The sequence below is a fragment of the Marinobacter alkalisoli genome (assembly GCF_045449795.1).
In the GTDB taxonomy this organism is placed as follows: Bacteria; Pseudomonadota; Gammaproteobacteria; order Pseudomonadales; family Oleiphilaceae; genus Marinobacter.
In genome coordinates this window covers 41,387-58,859 of record NZ_JBJJLB010000027.1, presented here as the reverse complement: position 1 = coordinate 58,859, position 17,473 = coordinate 41,387, and the positions used below count along the sequence as shown (strand labels likewise).

At 58.0% G+C, this 17,473-nt stretch carries 15 protein-coding genes; 7 read left to right on the top strand and 8 right to left on the bottom strand.

Annotated features, from left to right (window positions below):
- Positions 1-42: 42 nt before the first annotated feature.
- The 4 genes from ACJO3M_RS13010 to ACJO3M_RS12995 all read right to left on the bottom strand — a co-directional run bounded on the left by ACJO3M_RS13010 (position 43) and on the right by ACJO3M_RS12995 (position 5,852).
- A complete protein-coding gene (locus ACJO3M_RS13010; protein WP_407001783.1) occupies positions 43-999 on the bottom strand; it encodes a hypothetical protein in 957 nt (318 codons plus the stop codon).
- Positions 1,000-1,001: 2 nt separating this feature from the next.
- A complete protein-coding gene (locus ACJO3M_RS13005; protein WP_407001782.1) occupies positions 1,002-2,405 on the bottom strand; it encodes a sodium:solute symporter family transporter in 1,404 nt (467 codons plus the stop codon).
- A gap of 299 nt (positions 2,406-2,704) precedes the next feature.
- A complete protein-coding gene (locus ACJO3M_RS13000; protein ID WP_407001781.1) occupies positions 2,705-3,676 on the bottom strand; it encodes a radical SAM protein in 972 nt (323 codons plus the stop codon).
- A complete protein-coding gene (locus ACJO3M_RS12995; RefSeq protein ID WP_407001780.1) occupies positions 3,642-5,852 on the bottom strand; it encodes a dihydrolipoyl dehydrogenase family protein in 2,211 nt (736 codons plus the stop codon). The genes ACJO3M_RS13000 and ACJO3M_RS12995 overlap by 35 nt, the downstream gene beginning before the upstream one ends.
- Before the next feature lie 312 nt (positions 5,853-6,164).
- On the opposite strand from ACJO3M_RS12995, the gene ACJO3M_RS12990 reads away from it, so the two are divergent.
- Positions 6,165-6,920, top strand: coding sequence for a YiiX/YebB-like N1pC/P60 family cysteine hydrolase (locus ACJO3M_RS12990; protein ID WP_407001779.1), 756 nt, complete (start codon positions 6,165-6,167; stop codon positions 6,918-6,920).
- Positions 6,921-6,941: 21 nt separating this feature from the next.
- Here ACJO3M_RS12990 and ACJO3M_RS12985 read toward each other — a convergent pair whose 3' ends face one another.
- A complete protein-coding gene (locus tag ACJO3M_RS12985; RefSeq protein ID WP_407001778.1) occupies positions 6,942-8,000 on the bottom strand; it encodes a methyltransferase domain-containing protein in 1,059 nt (352 codons plus the stop codon).
- 129 nt (positions 8,001-8,129) lie between these two features.
- On the opposite strand from ACJO3M_RS12985, the gene ACJO3M_RS12980 reads away from it, so the two are divergent.
- From ACJO3M_RS12980 to ACJO3M_RS12970, 3 genes are read left to right on the top strand one after another with little or no spacing between them, the layout of a single operon-like run.
- Positions 8,130-8,885: an amino acid ABC transporter substrate-binding protein gene (locus ACJO3M_RS12980; protein WP_407001777.1), complete on the top strand. Its 756-nt coding sequence runs from the start codon at positions 8,130-8,132 to the stop codon at positions 8,883-8,885.
- A 25-nt stretch (positions 8,886-8,910) separates the two neighbouring features.
- Positions 8,911-9,585 carry an amino acid ABC transporter permease gene (locus tag ACJO3M_RS12975; RefSeq protein ID WP_407001776.1) on the top strand — a complete coding sequence of 225 codons (675 nt, stop codon included), beginning with the start codon at positions 8,911-8,913 and terminating at the stop codon, positions 9,583-9,585.
- Positions 9,582-10,328, top strand: a complete 747-nt coding sequence (locus ACJO3M_RS12970; RefSeq protein WP_407001775.1) for an amino acid ABC transporter ATP-binding protein — start codon at positions 9,582-9,584, stop codon at positions 10,326-10,328. Before ACJO3M_RS12975 ends, ACJO3M_RS12970 begins: the two co-directional genes overlap by 4 nt.
- Positions 10,329-10,372: 44 nt before the next feature.
- On the opposite strand, the gene ACJO3M_RS12965 is transcribed toward ACJO3M_RS12970, so the two are convergent.
- Complete coding sequence (locus tag ACJO3M_RS12965) at positions 10,373-11,290, bottom strand: ferredoxin family protein (protein WP_407001774.1); 918 nt, start codon at positions 11,288-11,290, stop codon at positions 10,373-10,375.
- A complete protein-coding gene (locus ACJO3M_RS12960) occupies positions 11,287-12,153 on the bottom strand; it encodes an ABC transporter ATP-binding protein (RefSeq protein WP_407001952.1) in 867 nt (288 codons plus the stop codon). Before ACJO3M_RS12960 ends, ACJO3M_RS12965 begins: the two co-directional genes overlap by 4 nt.
- A 97-nt stretch (positions 12,154-12,250) precedes the next feature.
- Between ACJO3M_RS12960 and ACJO3M_RS12955 the strand changes: the two genes are divergently transcribed.
- Genes ACJO3M_RS12955 through ACJO3M_RS12945 form a run of 3 tightly spaced genes read left to right on the top strand, consistent with a single transcriptional unit; the run spans position 12,251 to position 15,239 of the window.
- A complete protein-coding gene (locus ACJO3M_RS12955; protein WP_407001773.1) occupies positions 12,251-13,198 on the top strand; it encodes an ABC transporter substrate-binding protein in 948 nt (315 codons plus the stop codon).
- Positions 13,192-14,196, top strand: coding sequence for a FecCD family ABC transporter permease (locus ACJO3M_RS12950; RefSeq protein ID WP_407001771.1), 1,005 nt, complete (start codon positions 13,192-13,194; stop codon positions 14,194-14,196). Before ACJO3M_RS12955 ends, ACJO3M_RS12950 begins: the two co-directional genes overlap by 7 nt.
- Positions 14,193-15,239 carry a FecCD family ABC transporter permease gene (locus ACJO3M_RS12945; protein ID WP_407001770.1) on the top strand — a complete coding sequence of 349 codons (1,047 nt, stop codon included), beginning with the start codon at positions 14,193-14,195 and terminating at the stop codon, positions 15,237-15,239. Before ACJO3M_RS12950 ends, ACJO3M_RS12945 begins: the two co-directional genes overlap by 4 nt.
- Before the next feature lie 73 nt (positions 15,240-15,312).
- Here the strand turns inward: ACJO3M_RS12945 and ACJO3M_RS12940 are convergent, their stop codons facing one another.
- A complete protein-coding gene (locus ACJO3M_RS12940) occupies positions 15,313-17,445 on the bottom strand; it encodes a TonB-dependent receptor (protein WP_407001769.1) in 2,133 nt (710 codons plus the stop codon).
- Positions 17,446-17,473: the final 28 nt, after the last annotated feature.

Here is a 17,473-nt window from a genome sequence, read left to right as displayed (position 1 = left end):
TTAGAATAGACCGGATTGAAGCAACCGCCAGTGACAAATTGATTACGAATTGGAAGGGAAAATAATGTGTTCCGGGCTCAGGGACGTGCCTGAGATCATTCGGTAACGGTAGGATACCGCCGCCGGTGAATCAGCGGGCCAGAGCCGGTCAAACTGTAACAACCAGGCACCGAGATCGTAGGCGACCGGCATAAGGGATACATTCAGGCCACGATGTTCAATGCCCGCCACTGGCTCAGCGAGGGGGCTTGTAAAACCAATACGAGTGATCAGTCCACGGGTATCCGAACGCAGGTTACCCATGCCCGCAGAGCCGTTATTCGCCACCACACGGAGCCGGTCATTGACCACGCCTGACCAGAGTGCGGGAAGGCAGGTATGAGTGGAGGCAATCACGTCCGCGCCCGACGCCCTGAACCATTCCGCCAATACCGAATCGTTGCCGGCGACAAAAGATTCATGGGCCAGCCCCCAGCCTGCCAGTGACTCAGGGTCCCCGTGCAGCACCAGAATCTTTAGGCCTCCAAATATCAAGCAGCGAAACCTGGGCAATCCGGACAGCCGTTTTTGTATATCCGGATGTTCATCGGCCAACGCTTGAAGCCGTTCCATCATTCGATTGGAACGATCAACCACGCCCTGATCCACAAAATCGGGATAAGCGCAGCCGCAACCTGCTCCGACGCTGGGTGCAGCCAGCTCGAAGTCTACATTGCCAAGGGTAACCGTATGATCCAGCACTCGGTTATTGATCTGCCGGAACAGCGCGTCACTGGCATTGAACCAGTTGAAGTCGCCATTGAAGACCAGTTTTACCCGATGCCCCTGCCGCTCCTCCGCCAGCGCCATCTGCTCAATTTCATCCAGTGCGAATGGATTGCCGTAAAGCCCGCCAATGATATACAGCACATCCTCGGACACCTGACTGGCTTCCTGGCAAAGTGAAGCCGGATGGTAGCGGTACGCCAACGGACAACTGCGACCCTCGGAGCTGGCCATGCCTATACCCCACTGGTGGCCAGTGACTTGCCTGCAAGTCGCCTTAACACCAGCGGCAGGAAGAATCCGGCGGTGCAGATCAAGAAGCCGTAGGCGTTGACCCCAAGCAGCATGGCGTACTTGCCATCACCGATCGCCCAACTTGACGGGATCAGCCCGGTGGCCAGCAGCACGCCCAGCCCCAGCCCGGTCCAGAAACTCAGATGAAAGCTCCAGGGTGACCAGCGGGTGAACCCGTAGAACAGGAACACCGGTGCCAGCCCCATCACCATGGTGCCGGAGATGGTGGTGGCCTTGAGGATGTCGGTGCCGGCAAACATCGGCAGGTTGCCCAGAAACGCAAACACGACCATCACCACCGCACCGACCCGCATGCTCGGCAGCCTGTCCGATGCGCGCTGCGCCAACCGTGGCAGATCCACCGCCAGGGATTTCGCCAACGAGGTAAAGGTGGAATCCAGTGTAGAACCTGCCGAAGTCATCATCACCACGCTCATAAAGAACAACGCCGCCAGCCCCAATGACTGTCCCACAGCCGCAGGCGCATTACCCATGGCGTCAATGCCGTTCAGGCGAGCGTGAACGCCCACCAGACTGAAGATAAACACCGCCACAAAGCCCAACAACCCGGCGACCACGAAACTGCGAAGCATGGTCTTTTCCTTGTTCACAAAGCCCCGGTCGGTCAGCACCGGATCGTGGAACGGATAGCTGAACAGCTGCAACAAGGCCACCAGAAGCAGATCAAAGCCGGCGTTAAGTCTGAATTCGCCATTACTCAGCAGGGCACGGGTATCGTTGGCCGGAATGATCAGGAACAACACCGCGCCCACAAAGAAGACAAACACAAACGCTTGAATCACATCGGTAAAGATCGACGACCGCAACCCGCCTTTAAGGCTGTAGGCCAGCGTAAATACAGTGAACAACATCGCTGCCGCATAGTATTCCCACTCACCCGGCAACCCGAAGTAACCGCCCACCACAGCAGTGTTACTCCAGACTTCGTTATACAACCGAATCAGAATCGCCGCCGCAAACGCCAGACTGGCCAGCCGCCCAAAGCGGGAGGTCAGAAAGTCCTGCAGGCTACGGGCGCCGGTCTGAGTACGAATCAGATAAATCACATACCCTGCCACCGGAATCGATAGCCAGTAACTGGCATACGCCAAACCACCGACCACACCATAGGCCGCACCCAGGTTGGCAGCATTGGTCACCGACTTGGCAAAAATCCAGCTGATAAAAATACTGGCCGTCAGTGACCACTGACCCACCGGGTTACCGTGATCATCAGCACCTTTATAGAACGAATTCGCGTTCTTGCTCTTCGGCGACAGCACATACATAACCACGCCGTAAACCAACAGGAATCCCCAGAACAGGGAGGCTTCAGTAACGTTCATTGTTCATTTCCGGTTCTTTGTCTTTGGGAGTAGGCCGGTCAGGGGTGGATTTGGGTGTCCAAAACTGAGAAGCGTGGCTTCTTTTAATTTTTTTGGACACCCAAACCCACCCCTGACCGGCCACCATCTTTGGCAATGGCCGTCGGATATATCACGCAAGTCAGATCAAGGCCTTCGGGGTTGGGGAGACCCTTCAAAACAGTCAGAGAAGCCACGGTTCTCGTTTTGGAGGGTCTCCCCAACCCCGAAGGCCGCAACTCAAAGCCCGCAGGCTATAGAACACAACCCCGGAACCCGAATCAGCCAGGCTCCGAACAACTGGCACCAAACCGATAGCAGGCAAAACACCGGTGATGCCGCAACATGATGCGCTCATCCATGCTCTCGGCCAGTGTGCCGCCGAGGTCGTACTGGGGATCATCGTCCACCAGCGTGCAGGCATAGACCCGAACCTGATCGCCCTTTTTCACCAGCATCCGCGTATAGGTGCACATGAAATGGGCCCGGCTTTCCTTGGTCGGGTACTTCTCCATGCAGGTTTCGGTGATCTCCGGACTGCCATCTTCAGAACCCGGCGTGCCCAGATCCGGGAAGGCGGTGAACGCCAGGTTCTCGGGAATACGCCATTCGCGGAAAATCTCGCAAAATGCCGCTTCAACATCAGCGGGGATCTCATCGGGATCAGTCTGGCGTGCAATGGACACTTTGAAGCCCTGGTCGATCAGCCAGCGGATGCCCTCCAGTGCCTGTTCGAAACTGCCTTCGCCGCGATCCTTGTCATGGCGGGCACGGTCCGGGAAATCCAGGCTGACCCGGAAGTGGATCTCGTAGGGGTTATCCAGCAACGGCAACACCTGGTGGCGGCGCTTCAGCAGTGGCTCGGTGGCGTTGGTCAGAACGAAACAGGGCCGATGCTGGCTGGCGTAATTCAGAATGTTGACGAAATCCCGGATCACGAAGGGCTCGCCGCCGGTGAAGGAAAACTGCTCCACGCCCATGTCGATGGCTTCGTGAATAAACGGTTTTACATCGCTCAGCTTCATGCCCGGAATCCGACCGTCACCGGGGTGAGAGCCCTCGAGACAGAACGGGCACGCCAGGTTGCAAGCGGTGCCGGTGTGGATCCACAGCTCCTTCAGCTTATCCGCGTCGATGTAGCCGCGCGGGTCACCGTTGCGGGTGTGGGTCCAGCTGTCGAACGCCCTGGGTTCGAGGACTTCCACGGCCGGGATTCGTTTACTGCGGGCCGGTCGGGTTTCGGTCAGGGGCATAGGTGCTCCTCGGAGTTTTCGTGTTTTTTCCACGGCGCCAGCCGTGCAGCTTTTCCAGCAGGTTCAGGACGCCCTGGGGTGCGTGGGCACGCTTCCATTCGCCGGCGGCGTATTTGGCCGATTCGTTCCAGGTCGGGTAGGGGTGGATCGTTCCCAGGATCTTGTTCAGGCCGAGGCCGTGCTTCATCGCCAGGGTGAATTCCGCGAGTATTTCCCCGGCGTGGGAACCGACTACTACTGCCCCCAGGATTTTGTCCTTGCCCGTCGGCGTCAGCACCTTGATAAAGCCATAGTCCTCGCTTTCGGTAATGGCACGGTCCAGATCGTCCAACTCATAACGGGTGACCTCGTAGGCTATCCCTTGCTCCTTTGCCTCGGCTTCGCTGAGACCTACCCGGGCCACTTCCGGTGAGGTGAAGGTCACCCAGGGCATGACACGGTAATCCACCCTGAAACGCTTGAACTGGCCAAACAGGCCGTTCACCGCCGCGTACCAGGCCTGATGGGCTGCCGCATGGGTAAACTGGTAGGGGCCCGCCACATCACCACAGGCAAATACGTTGGGGAAGCGCAGGCTCATGTCTTCCTCTACCGGCACGGTGCCATTGGGCAGGGTCTCGACGCCGATGTTACTGAGGCCCAGGCCTTCAGTGTTCGCCGCGCGGCCGACGGCCACCAGTACCTCATCAAAGGCAATCCGGACGCGTTCGCCCCGATGCTCGCAGTACACCACTTTCTCCCCGTCCTCAATCGCGAACTCTTTGGCAGCGTGGTTCAGCCTCAGGTCGATGCCATCACGCTCGAACTGTTTCCGGATCAGTTCGGAGACCTCAACGTCTTCTTTCACCAGCAGGCGCTCCCCCATCTCCACCTGGGTGACCTTGCTACCCAGACGACCAAAGGCATGGGCCAGCTCAGAACCAATAGGCCCGCCGCCCAGCACCAGCAAGCGCTCCGGCTGCTCCTGCAATTGCCACAGATTGTCTGAGTTCAACGGGTTCATATCATCAAGCCCCGGTATCGGTGGCATGGCCGGCTTGCCACCGGTGGCGACCACAATACTTCTCGCTGTCAGCCGCTCGGTACGACCGTCGTTGTGCTTTACTTCCAGTTCCCAGGGAGATACGAACGTTGCCTCGCCAAAGATGCATTCCACCCCCAGTTTCCGATAGCGCTCGGGGGAGTCATGGGGTTCTACCTTGGCGATTACCTCCTGCACCCGGTTCATGATGTTCCTGAACGAGCCTTTCACCGGTACCGATTCCAGACCATAGCGATTGGCATGGCGCAGGGTATCCGCCGCCTTGGCACTGCGAATCAATGCCTTGGAGGGTACGCACCCGGTGTTCAGGCAGTCACCGCCCATCTTGTGTTTTTCGATCAGGGCCACCTTCGCTTTCACGGCGGCGGCAATATAGGCCGAGACCAGACCGGCGGAACCGCCGCCGATCACCAGCAGGTTGTAGTCGAATGATTCAGGCTTTTGCCAGCCCGCGTAGACCCGACGACGACGGATGAAGCCCACCACGAATTTTGCAATCAGGGGAAACGTTGCCAACAGTCCGAATGACACCAGGATTTCTACTGAGAAAATATCGCCCAATGACTGAACACTCCCCAACTCAGTGCCAGCAAGTACAAAGACAAACGTGGCTGGCAACATGGTGATCCAACTTACCAGGGTGTAGGTCTTCAGCTTAATGGCAGTAAGCCCCATGGCGATATTAATCAAAAAGAACGGGAACTGGGGTATCAGCCGCATGGTCGCCAGATAAAACGCGCCGTCTTTCTCAACCCCACGATCCATTCGGGCTATGATGTCGGCATATTTGCGGCGGAGGGGCTCCCTGAGCACAAACCTCGCGACGAGAAAGGCAAGTGTGGCCCCAAGTGTTGAAGCAAGTGACGCCACCGCAACACCAATGGAGAGACCAAAGAAAGCTCCACCCGCCAGGGTCATAATCGCCGCACCAGGCAGTGACAGCGCTGTAACAAGCACATAGATCAGGAAAAATCCCAACACCGCAACCACCAGGTTCCGGTCAATCCAGTCTTCCAGAAGCTGCTGGTTTTCCTTGAGGTTCTCTAACGTCAGCAGTTCATCACCACCGCTGACAATAAACCCGATGACCACTGCCGCGATCAATGCGACCAGCATCCATTTTTTCGATGTCATGAATTAATCCTTGTTGCCTGTACTTGTTATCGGTCACTCGATGCCGCTATGACACACGATTGGCGAAAGTGTTACAGAAAAATTGAAATCAATGTCGCAGCGCCCTGCTGTCATATCCCGTTGTACGTGATCCCGGCACAACATGTGTCAACCTGGGCTCATAATTCTTTAACAAATTGATCACGACGTTGGTTGATGTTCACCAGGAACTTTTGCGGTATCGGAAGACATTGTTCGGAACTGCCGGGTAACGGTGTTCCCGATTGTTTGTCTATGTTATCAAGAACCACATAGACGCTACCGGGGTAATGCATGCTTCTGAACTGGCTTTCCAGACGACTGGCCGCCTACCTTTCCAAACAGATCACCCGGCATTCCATCAGGACATCAACCTGGGAAGCACTGATCGATGCCATTCAGCCGGGAGACGTTCTGCTGGTGGATGGGAACACGCGGGTCAGTGTCGCGATCAAGTACCTGACCCAGTCCACCTGGTCTCACGCAGCCCTGTATCTCGGACCGGAGGCCGGCTTGGGAATTGCAGACAGCGGGGAGCCTAACGTCCTTATTGAGGCTGACCTTGAAGAAGGCATTCGCCCGCTACCACTGTCTTTTTACCGTCATGCTCACACCCGCATCTGTCGACCGGTCGGCCTCAGTGCCAGTGACATTCAGCAGTTGACGGAATACGCCATCCTCCGCCAGGGCCAGCAATACGACATGAAAAACGTGTTTGATCTGGCACGGTATCTGTTTCCAACACCCCCGGTGCCAGCACGTCACAGACACAAACTGCTGGCATTCGGGAGCGGTGATCCCACCCGGGCCATCTGTTCAACCTTTATTGCCGAAGGGTTCCAGCAGCTGCGCTATCCGATCCTGCCAGTGGTTAAAACACTTCCGGCGGATGACCCGGACTGCGAGGACTGCGAGATTGAGCGGTTCCGTATCCAGCACCACTCCCTGTTCACGCCGAGGGACTTTGATGCCTCACCCTATTTCCGGATTATCAAACCCACCATTGAGGGCGATTTCGACTACCGGGCCATCGAGTGGGAGGATCAGTGAGCCTACGGCGGTGGCCGGCGCTCAGCAACAGCCCCCGCCCGGGTTATTGTCACTGTCGGCCTGATCGCTGTCGAATGGCAGGCCGACACCACAACCTTCGAAGATGCCGTAGTGGGTCTTGCCCTCTCCAATAAACTCGAAGTGTTCACGGAAGCGGGTGTCATGGAGCATACGGTAGGTGTTACCGCACACCGGGAACACCTTGTCGGCGGCGATGTCGTGGTGCTTGTCCAGTACGAAACGATGTTCGTGGTTTGCAATGGAACCCTTGTAGATAACCGCCTGGCCATAATCCTCACAAGCCGGCTCCAAGCCCTCCAGCTTGAACAGCCGGTAGGTGGCCGAGAAAAAGCGGATCGGGCCGGTTTTTTCCTTTTGCGCGGCACTGTTGATGGTGATGGGACTGTCTTTCACCAGGCGCGGGTCGGCAAAACCGGCGGCTTTTGCCATATTCTCAAAATCATTCCAGTACAGTGCGCCACTGAGGCATTCGCCGTACAACACCGGATCATTAACCAGAGACTCGGGAATTCTCCGATCGGAATAGACGTCCGAAAAGTACATTTCGCCACCCGGTTTCAGCAGACGATAGGCTTCCTTCAATACCGCTGGTTTGTCCGGAGAGAGGTTGATCACGCAGTTGGAGACGATGATGTCAAAGCTGCCGGGCTCGAGATCCAGCTCGTCCAGTTTCTCGATATAGCCCTTGAGGAAACGGACATTGGGCTTGGCAAAACCAAAGGCATCGGCATGGTAATCCACGTGCCGGCGCGCCACCTCCAGCTGTTCATCAGTCATATCGACGCCGACCACTTCCCCTGACTCCCCGACCAGGGCAGCCAGTGCATAAACGTCCCGGCCAGAACCGCTGCCAAGATCAAGAATCCGCATGCCTTCCAACTGTTCCGGTGCTACCAGGCCACAACCGTAATACTTCATAAGCACTTCATCGTGGATCTTGCCAATAATCGGCTTCAGATGACCGGGCATGGCTTCATCGGTGCAACAGGCATTGGTCTGCAGGTCATCGGATTTTTGCAACACTTTCCCGTAATAGTCCTTTACCTGATCATGGACCATGGTATTCCTCGCTTTGTCGTCAAATTAAAAACACGTGTTCAGCAGACCTCGGCATAACTCCTTAGTGTCATTGCCCAATTTTAACCCCAGTCTATGCTTCAGGTACGATACCCGCCGAAAGGAGGCTTTATGAAAACACTATTGGTCACTACGTTAATGATAATCTCCCTGTTGGCAAGCGCACCTTTGCTTGCGCAGGATAACCCGTTAAGAGTCGGGATGTCCGGCCAGTATTTCCCGTTTACGTTTGTTGAGCAGGATGAACTCAAAGGCTTTGACGTCGATATCATGAACGCCCTGGCCAAAGAGATGGGGCGGGACATCAAGTACCAAACCGCCAACTTTTCCGGCCTGTTTGGCATGCTGGAATCGGGGCGCATCGATACTGTCGCCAACCAGATCACCATCACCGAAGAACGCCAGAAAGCGTATATTTTCAGCGATCCCTACGTCTATGACGGCGCCCAGGTGGTGGTCAAGGAAGGCAACACCGAGATTCAGGGTGTGGAAGACCTGAAGGGCAAAACCGTCGCAGTGAACCTGGGCTCGAATTTCGAAGACCTGCTACGGGAGCTGCCCTACGCCGATGAAATCAACATCAAGACCTATGACAGCAACCTGGAACGGGACACAGCTCTTGGCCGTGTTGATGCCTTCGTGATGGACAGGGTCAGCGCCAGTCAGATCATCAAGGAGAAGCCCCTGCCGCTCGCACTTGCCGGCCCAACGTTCTCCCAGATCACCAACGCCTACCCGTTCCAGGATACTGAGGCCGGGCGAGCCCTGCGGGACGAGGTCAACAAAGCCCTGGCGACCCTACGTGACAACGGAACCCTGGCGTCCATTTCAGAGAAGTGGTTCGGCACGGACATCACCCAGCCCTGAGGGGCACACCGAGGTCTGATTTCCTATGGACGTTTTGAACGTCGACTACATGCTTGGGCTGGTACCTGTTCTGCTCAGGTACCTGCCCCTCACTCTGCAGTTAGCGGGTATCGGGATGGTCCTGGCGCTGATTCTCGCCTGCCTGTTTGCCGTCGTCCGGGTGCTGCGCATTCCGGTGCTCAACCAGCTGACCATCGTATTCATTTCTTTCTTCAGGGGCACACCGCTGCTGGTGCAGCTGTTCCTGTTCTACTACGGTTTGCCACAACTGGTCAGTGCATTAACCGTAATAGACGGCATTACCGCAACCATCATGGGCCTGACCATGCACTTCTCCGCCTACATGGCCGAATCGATCCGTGCCGCCATCGTTGGTGTCGACCGCAGCCAGACTGAAGCGGCGCTGTCGATCGGCATGACCAACGGCCAGATGATGCGGCGGATCGTCCTGCCCCAGGCCACCCGGGTCGCGCTGCCCACGCTGATGAACTATTTCATCGACATGATCAAGGCGACCTCTCTCGCATTCACATTGGGGGTCACGGAACTGATGGGCGCCACCCAGAAAGAGGCGTCAGGCAGCTTCCTGTACTTCGAGGCGTTCATTGTGGCTGCCATCATTTACTGGATCGTGGTTGAACTGCTTTCAAAGCTTCAGCACTACCTGGAGATCCGCCTGAACAAGGCCTATAGCCGATGATCAAACTGGAATCACTGAGCAAACATTTTGGCAAGACGGTGGTCCTCGACGGCATCGACCTCACGATTGAGAAAGGCGAAATCGTCGTGATCATTGGTCCCTCGGGAACCGGCAAATCCACCCTGCTGCGCTGCATCAATTTCCTGGAACAACCCACCGCCGGTACCATGACCGTGGGCGATCTTACCGTGGATGTAAAGCAGGCCAGTCGAGCGGATATTCTCTCCATGCGGCGGCGAACCGCATTCGTATTCCAGAACTACGCGCTGTTTGCCAACAAAACCGCCCTGCAGAACATCGCTGAACGTCTGCTGGTGGTGGATAAATGGCCCAAAGAAAAGGCTTATCGAAGAGCGCGCGAGATCCTTGATCAAATCGGCTTGGGCGAAAAAGCAGATGCCTATCCGGCGTCCATGTCCGGGGGCCAGCAACAACGGGTCGGTATTGGCCGCGCGATGGCCGCCGGCGCCGAAGTCATCCTCTTTGATGAACCGACGTCGTCCCTGGACCCCGAGTGGGTGGAGGAAGTGTTGGGGCTGATGAAACAGCTGGCCTCAGAGCGCCAGACCATGATGGTGGTCACCCATGAAATGTCATTCGCCCGGGACGTGGCCGACCGGGTGATCTTTATCGATGGTGGCCGCATTGTGGAGCAGGGACCACCCAGCGAAATCTTCTACAATCCGAAGGATCCCCGTACCAAGGATTTCCTGAAAAAGATCCTGGCTACCAATCCAGTGTGAAGTTGGTCAGTCATGGGTTGAAGGTCAGGGGGGACATCAGGCCGCTACAGCGGCCTGATGTCGTTTACCTTCCAGCAAAGTGAAGGCGTAGGGCCTTCATCAAGGTCGGCACAGGTATCCACCCGCATCACCTCGGTGGTTCCGCACTCGACAATCAGCGCCCCCGAAGCATCAGCCGCCATCCAGTCCACCCGTACGGTCTCTTCCTCTCCCTTGCCAGAATCTGAATCGGTCCCGACCGTCAGACTCGCGCTAATCCTGCGCTCCGCCAACCACTCCAATGCCGCAATCTCGGCGCACTGTTGGGGTTGGCTCAGCCGGGATTGCCCGCGATAGCAGGGCAAGTAGGGAATACCTTCAGCTTCATGCTCAAGCAGAGGCAAGACATGTTCCGGTGCCACCCGACCGTATTTGCGCATGGCGGGAAACACCATCACGCTGGCCGACAGCCGGCAACCACCCAGATGGGAGCTCTCCCAGACTTCAAAGGGCAAATCCCGGTCGTTTACCGTGGCCGCAAGCTCACGATAGGCAGCGTAGCCGAACTTGGCGCAACATTTGTCTTTCTTGCCGTGGGTACAGCAAAGCACCAATGATTCTGTCATCGGCTTACCAGCCCAGCTGGCCAGATCACTGCCGGATTCCACCGCTGCCAGGAAATCAGCAAGATCGCTACGGTCCACATCGAAATACCGGCCTTCCGGCAGTTGATAGATCCGATGGCGGCGGGCCGACCAGCCACGTCGGTCGATCAGGTTCACCCGCCGGCCGCTGGCGGCAAGCTGCTCTACCTGCTGTGTCAGGTCTTCGTCCATATCGATGGCCAGGCGGAGGCTGCGGGACCATTTTGGACGGGGCCAACTAATGAGCAGGTTGCTGGCGACATGGGTTCCGGTCCCGGCAAGGGGGTCACCGGCCCGAAGACTTTCAACGGAGCAGAACTGATGGTCGGAGGCACTCATACGGTTGCTGCCAATGGCTCAACGGCCCCGGGGGTCGCCAACGAACGTTTCACGGGCACACAGACCGGGCGACCACTGATAGGCTCATGTATAACCTGCGCATCCAGATCAAACACCTCTTTCAGGTTTTCGGTGGTAAATACATCCTTTGGCGCACCATTGTGCAGTATCTTGCCCGCTTTCATCATCACCAGCCGGTCAGCGTAAGCCGCCGCCAGGTTCAGGTCGTGCAGGACCACCAACAGCGTCCGGTCTCGATGGTGTGCCAGAGATACCAGCAATTCTAACAGGTCTACCTGAACTTTCAGGTCAAGAAAGGTGGTGGGCTCATCCAGCAGCAACAGATCCGTGTCCTGGGCGAGCACCATGGCAATCCAGCAACGTTGACGCTGCCCGCCACTGAGGGCATCCACCGGACGATCGGCAAACTGGGTCACATCGGCAACCGCCATGGCTTCTTCCACCGCAGCTTCGTCACGCCGGGACCACTGGCGCATCAGGCTCTGGTAGGGAAAGCGCCCCAGTCCGACCAGTTCCCGCACCGTCAATCCGTCCGGTGCGGACGGGCTCTGCGGCAGGATGCCAAGGCGTTGTGCCACCAACCGGGTGGACTGCCGGTGGATATCCCCGCCGTCCAGCAGAACCTTTCCCGCATTGGGCGCAAGCGTTCTCGCCAGGGTTTTCAGCAAAGTTGACTTGCCACTGCCGTTGGGGCCTAGCAATACGGTGACGCTGCCGTCCTGAAGAGTGAAATCCACATCCGTCAGTACCTCGCTGCCGTTGTAACCAACGGACAACGCCTCACCACATAAGCGGTGCGAATCAGCAGGGGATGAACTGGAAGAATGTCGATCAAAGGGCATATTGGCGTCGCTTTCCGGGATACGCAAATGATATTATCTCCTATTCTCATTATCAAATCGGTCAACCATCGCTGACCTTTAACCAACCGGATTTATCATGCTCCGTTACGCCGGCCTGCTCCTGATCGCTACGGGATGGCTATGGCCAGTCCCGGCAAGCGCTACGGGCCCTGTCACCATCGTGGAACACGCACTCGGCAAGACAACCATTGAGGGCAAGCCCGGGCGCATTGTTTCCCTTTACCAGGGCGCTACCGATACCGCCGTCGCACTAGGTATTGAGCCAGTGGGGGTGGTGGAATCCTGGACCGAAAAACCCATGTATCACTATCTACGGGAAGACCTGCCAGACGTCCGCTTCCTCGGGCTCGAAACCCAGCCGGATCTGGAGCGTATTGCCTGGCTGTCACCGGACCTTATCATCGGTGCCCGCAACCGGCACCGGACCATTTACCCATTGCTGACCCGCATTGCCCCTACCGTCGTTCCCCAAGAACTCTACAACTTCAAAGCGTTGTTAAAACTGATGGCGGACGCCACCGGGCGGACCACGCGCGGGCAGCAATTGCTGGCTCAATGGCAGGATCGCGTAGAGGACTTCCAGGCCCGGATCCGTCGCAAGCTCGGTGACCGTTGGCCCCAGGAAGTGGCGATCCTCAGCTTCCGCGCCGATCACGCGCGCATCTACTATGGCGGCTTCGCCCGCACGGTTCTTGATGAATTGGGATTCGTCGCGCCGCCGGATCACCGCAAGGAGAGCTGGGGCATAAAACTCACCAGTCAGGAAAGCATTCCGGCCATGGATGCCGAGGCGGTGTTTATCTTCATGGACGACGATCCCTCCGTGCAACGCACCTACGAAGCCTGGACCAGCCACCCGCTGTGGCAGAACCTGCGCGCGGCCCAGCGCGGCGAGGTCTACCGGGTTGATCCCGTCACCTGGAACATGGGCGCCGGCATTATCGCGGCCAACCGGATGCTGGACGAACTGTACGAACACTATGATCTTGGACAGCCAGAGGACAGGGAGTGTGCCCAATGCTGACGTCCCTGATCGCAAGGGCTTCCGGCACGCTGGCCTGCCTGGTCCTGTTGTTGCTGGCCGCCATATCGAGCCTGCTGTTCGGGCACATTCAGGTGTCCTTCGACATGCTACTGGGGAGCTTTCTGGATTATGACCCTGGCTCACTGGAGCACCTGGTCATTCGGACCGAGCGCTTCTCACGCACCGTAACAGCACTGATCGTCGGCGCCGGCCTGGCCATCGCCGGCGCCCTGATACAGACGCTCACCCGCAACCCGTTGGCGTCACCCGGTATTCTTGGCATTAATGCGGGGGCCATGTTTTTCGTGGTGGTCGGCGCTACGCTGTTCTCGCTGGTGTCCCCGTCCGAACTGGTCTGGGCGGCCTTTGTCGGCGCCGCCATCGCCGCTCTGCTGGTGTATTTCCTGGGCCAGGAAGCGCGCAGTGGCATTTCCCCGGTGCGGACGGTTCTGGCCGGTGTCGCCGTCACGGCCCTGTTTGTGTCCTTCGCCCAGGGCCTGCTGATTCTCAACCAGGACCGTTTTGAGAGCATCCTGTTCTGGTTGGCCGGATCGGTGTCCGGGCGCGAGCTGGACGCAGTGCTGCCCTTGCTGCCGGTGTTTGGTATTGCACTGATTGTTGCGCTGCTGCTGTCCCCTCAACTGAACCTGCTGGGGCTGGACGATGAGGTCATCCGCGGCCTGGGCCTGAGAGTGGGCCAGGTGCGGTTGCTGACCGGTCTGGTGGTGATTGTGCTGGCAGGAACCTCGGTGGCCATGGCCGGGCTGATCGGGTTTGTTGGCCTGATTGTGCCCCACATGGCACGAGGGCTTTTCGGAACCGATCACCGCTGGGTACTACCGACGTCGGCGTTGCTCGGAGCCGCACTGTTGCTAGCTGCGGATACCGTTGCGCGACTGGTCATTCCGCCGCAGGAAATTCCGGTGGGGGTCATGACCGCCCTGCTGGGCACGCCATTGTTCCTCCACCTTGCGCGACAGGTGAGAAAGTCATCATGACCCGTTCCGTTGTTCTCCGCAGCCCCGGTGACCGCTGGTCGATAAAACTGAACGTCCGGGTACTGGGCGTCACCCTGGCTTTGGCGGCGCTGCTCGCCGTCAGCAGTCTCCTCGCGCTGAGTTCGGGCAGCCACCCCGCATCCCTGGCCGATGTTCTGGAGGCACTGGTATCCCCCGGCACCTCCGACCTCGGGCTGATCGTTCTGGAGATCCGCTTACCCCGGATTGTCATGGCCATTCTGGTGGGGGGCGCCCTGGGATCCGCCGGGCTGATTCTCCAGGGCCTGGTGAGAAACCCGCTCGCCTCCCCGGACGTCATCGGTATTACCAGTGGCGCTTCGGCGGCCGCCGTCCTGTTTCTCTGGCTCGGTGGTGTAACCGGCACCTCACTGCTGCTGGCGCCCGTCGCCATGGGCGGGGCATTCGCGGTGGCCCTGTGCATCACCCTACTGGCCTGGCAAAAAGGCGTCAGCCCCTCGCGGCTGGTTCTGGTCGGTGTCGGCCTTGCGGCAGCCCTGACCGCCGTCACCACCCTGTTATTGGTGCTCAGCCCCGACTCAACCGCCATGGACGCCTACATTTGGCTGACCGGCAGCCTCTATGCCTCGCAATGGCATGACGTCACGGCGCTGGCGCCCTGGCTGGTGCTGTGCTGGCCGCTGGCACTGCTCCGGCTGAGGCACCTGGATGCCCAATCCATGGGGGACGATATGGCCCAGGGTCTGGGCAGCGCCTTGCAGGGTCATCGGTTGATGTTCCTGGTGCTGGCAGTCGCCATGGCGGGTTCAGCAGTGGCCTATGCCGGCGCCGTCGGTTTTATCGGTCTGATCGCACCCCATATGGCACGTCGCCTGATCACCAGTGGGTATACGGGGCTGTTACCGGTTGCGGCGCTGATCGGGGCACTGATTCTTCTCTATGCGGACTGGATCGGGCGGGTTGCCTTTATACCAAGGGACCTGCCCGCTGGTATTTTTGTCGCCGGTATCGGCGCGCCGTTTTTCGTTTATCTGCTCTACCGACTCAGGCGCGATGGGACTTGAAGACAATGCAGGGGAGGTAAAACGAACCCCGGGACAAGATACCCCCGGGGCTGCGCTTGAGAGTGGTAGGTCTTCAGAAATCCAGCTGGTAACCCAGCGTGATGGTTCGGCCACGACCCTGAAAGTAATACTCGTCACTGACCCGGGCGGCTTGGGAATAGTAGGTGAAGTAGTCTTTATCCAGCAGGTTCTCAATGCCCAGGGACACTTTCCCCGCCCCGGTTCTATAGGCCACGGTGCCGTCCAGCAGTCCATAGCCGTCGAAGTCCAGCTCGTCACCTTCCACATTGCGATCCAGGAACTGGCTGAACTGCAGGTGGCTGGAAAGTGCCTGGGTCCAGGCCGCTGACCAGCTCAGACGCAGGGTTTCCGGCGCGATACTGATACCGCTCAACTTGGTATCGACGTTGCCATCACCATCGGTGTCGGACTTGCCGGATGCATAAGTGTAGGAAAACGCCAGATTGTGCGCGGCGGTCAGGTCCGCGTCGGCGGTGACTTCCACACCCTTGATCTCGGTTTTTTCCCGGTTGCCGACCCAAACGCCGTTTTTCTCGGTCAGTCGCTCACCGAAGTCCGAGTCCGACTCGTAGTAGCTCACTTCCAGGTGATAGCGATCCCAGTCGAATCGGGTCCCGATCTCGCGGTTGTCGGTCACAATAGGCTGAAGCTGCAATAGGTTGTCGACGTCCTGGCCCGGGTCACTGATCCCCCTGAGCACCCGTCCCACGTCCGGCATGCCAAAGCCTTCGGAGTAATTGGCAAACACCTGGGCCCAGTCGGTCAACTGATAGACCACACCGGCATTGAACAGGGTTTCATCAAAGTCCGGGTTACCCCCCTGAACCGTGACATTGTCCTGGGTAACATTGCTGCGATCGATGGTGTTGTAGGTATCTACCTTGAGTTCGGCCTGTTCATGACGAACACCACTGTGCAGGGTCAGATCCTCGGTAACTGCAAGGTCACCCTGCAGGAATACAGCGTAATTACGGAACCGGGATTCCGGCACATAGGTGCGACCAGTATGCACCAGATCCTGCTGGGTTTCGTCCTGGAGAACATCCAGCCCCGCAGTCAGGCTCAGGCGGTTATCCAGCAAACCACGCCGGGTGAGGGTGAACTTGCCGCCAAGCTTGTCGGACTCGTTACGGGTCTGGTCAAACCGGGCATTGCCATCCGCATCCTGATAAGGGAAGAACGGAGTCGTGGCAAACTGTGCCCGGAACGTCTGGCTGTACAGCTGAGCGTCAACCTCATTGCCCAGCCAGTTGCCGTGGGAGTATGAGAGACGAGCCGTGGTTACCTCGTTATAACCGGGATCTCCATCGGGATTGCCCTTGCGGGCTGTGGTGGGCACGCCGTTGGCACGGTCGCCGGGCACCGGCTCATAGTCGCCATTACCTTCCAGCTCAAATCGGTTGATGAAAAACTCGATGTTCTGGTCATCATCCAGCCAGTAACCCAGCTTGGCGAGTACGTCATAACTTTCGGAGTTCTGGATTTCCCCCGGGTAGGCCACGCCCACGGGACGATCCTTGCCGTCGTAGAACACGCCGCGTTCCTGGAAGCTACCACCTACAAGATAGTCCCAACGGTCCTGCTGACCGCTGACACGATAACCGACCTTGTAGCCCTGGCCATCGGATTTCACATCGTCGTCCGTGGTCACACTGGCGGAAACCGATTGGTTGATCTCGCCACTCTCTGGCTTTTTGGTCACGAAGTTGATGATACCGCCGGTGGCGCCAAGGCCATGCTCTGCACTTGCCCCGTGAATCACTTCGATGCGTTCCACCAGCTCCAGGTCGATGGTGTAGCTGTCGCGGGCGCTGTCCCGCAGCGGATTGCTCTGGGGCACGCCGTCTACCAGGAACAGTGGCGATCTGCCCCGGAAGGTTTCGCCGGCGTTGGAGAGTTTTTGCCGGCCCGGTGAATAGGAAGGGATCAGGTTGCCAAGTACCTCTCCGGGATCATTGGAAATCGCCAGCTGCTGTTCAATCTGTTCCCGGGTAATGATGGTGGTTTTCTGGGGCGTTTCCCCAACGGTGCTTTTATTGCGGGTCGCGTTGATGACCAGATCAGGCAGCCTGTCCGCCTTGTCATCCGCGGAGTTATCGGCCTTCGATTGCGCCAGCCCCGTCCCGGGAACTGCCATCGTCAGGGCCAGAAGCAGGACTCGTGACTCCGGAGTTTTCATAAGCATTGTTACCTCGTATTAATGAGGCGCAAAT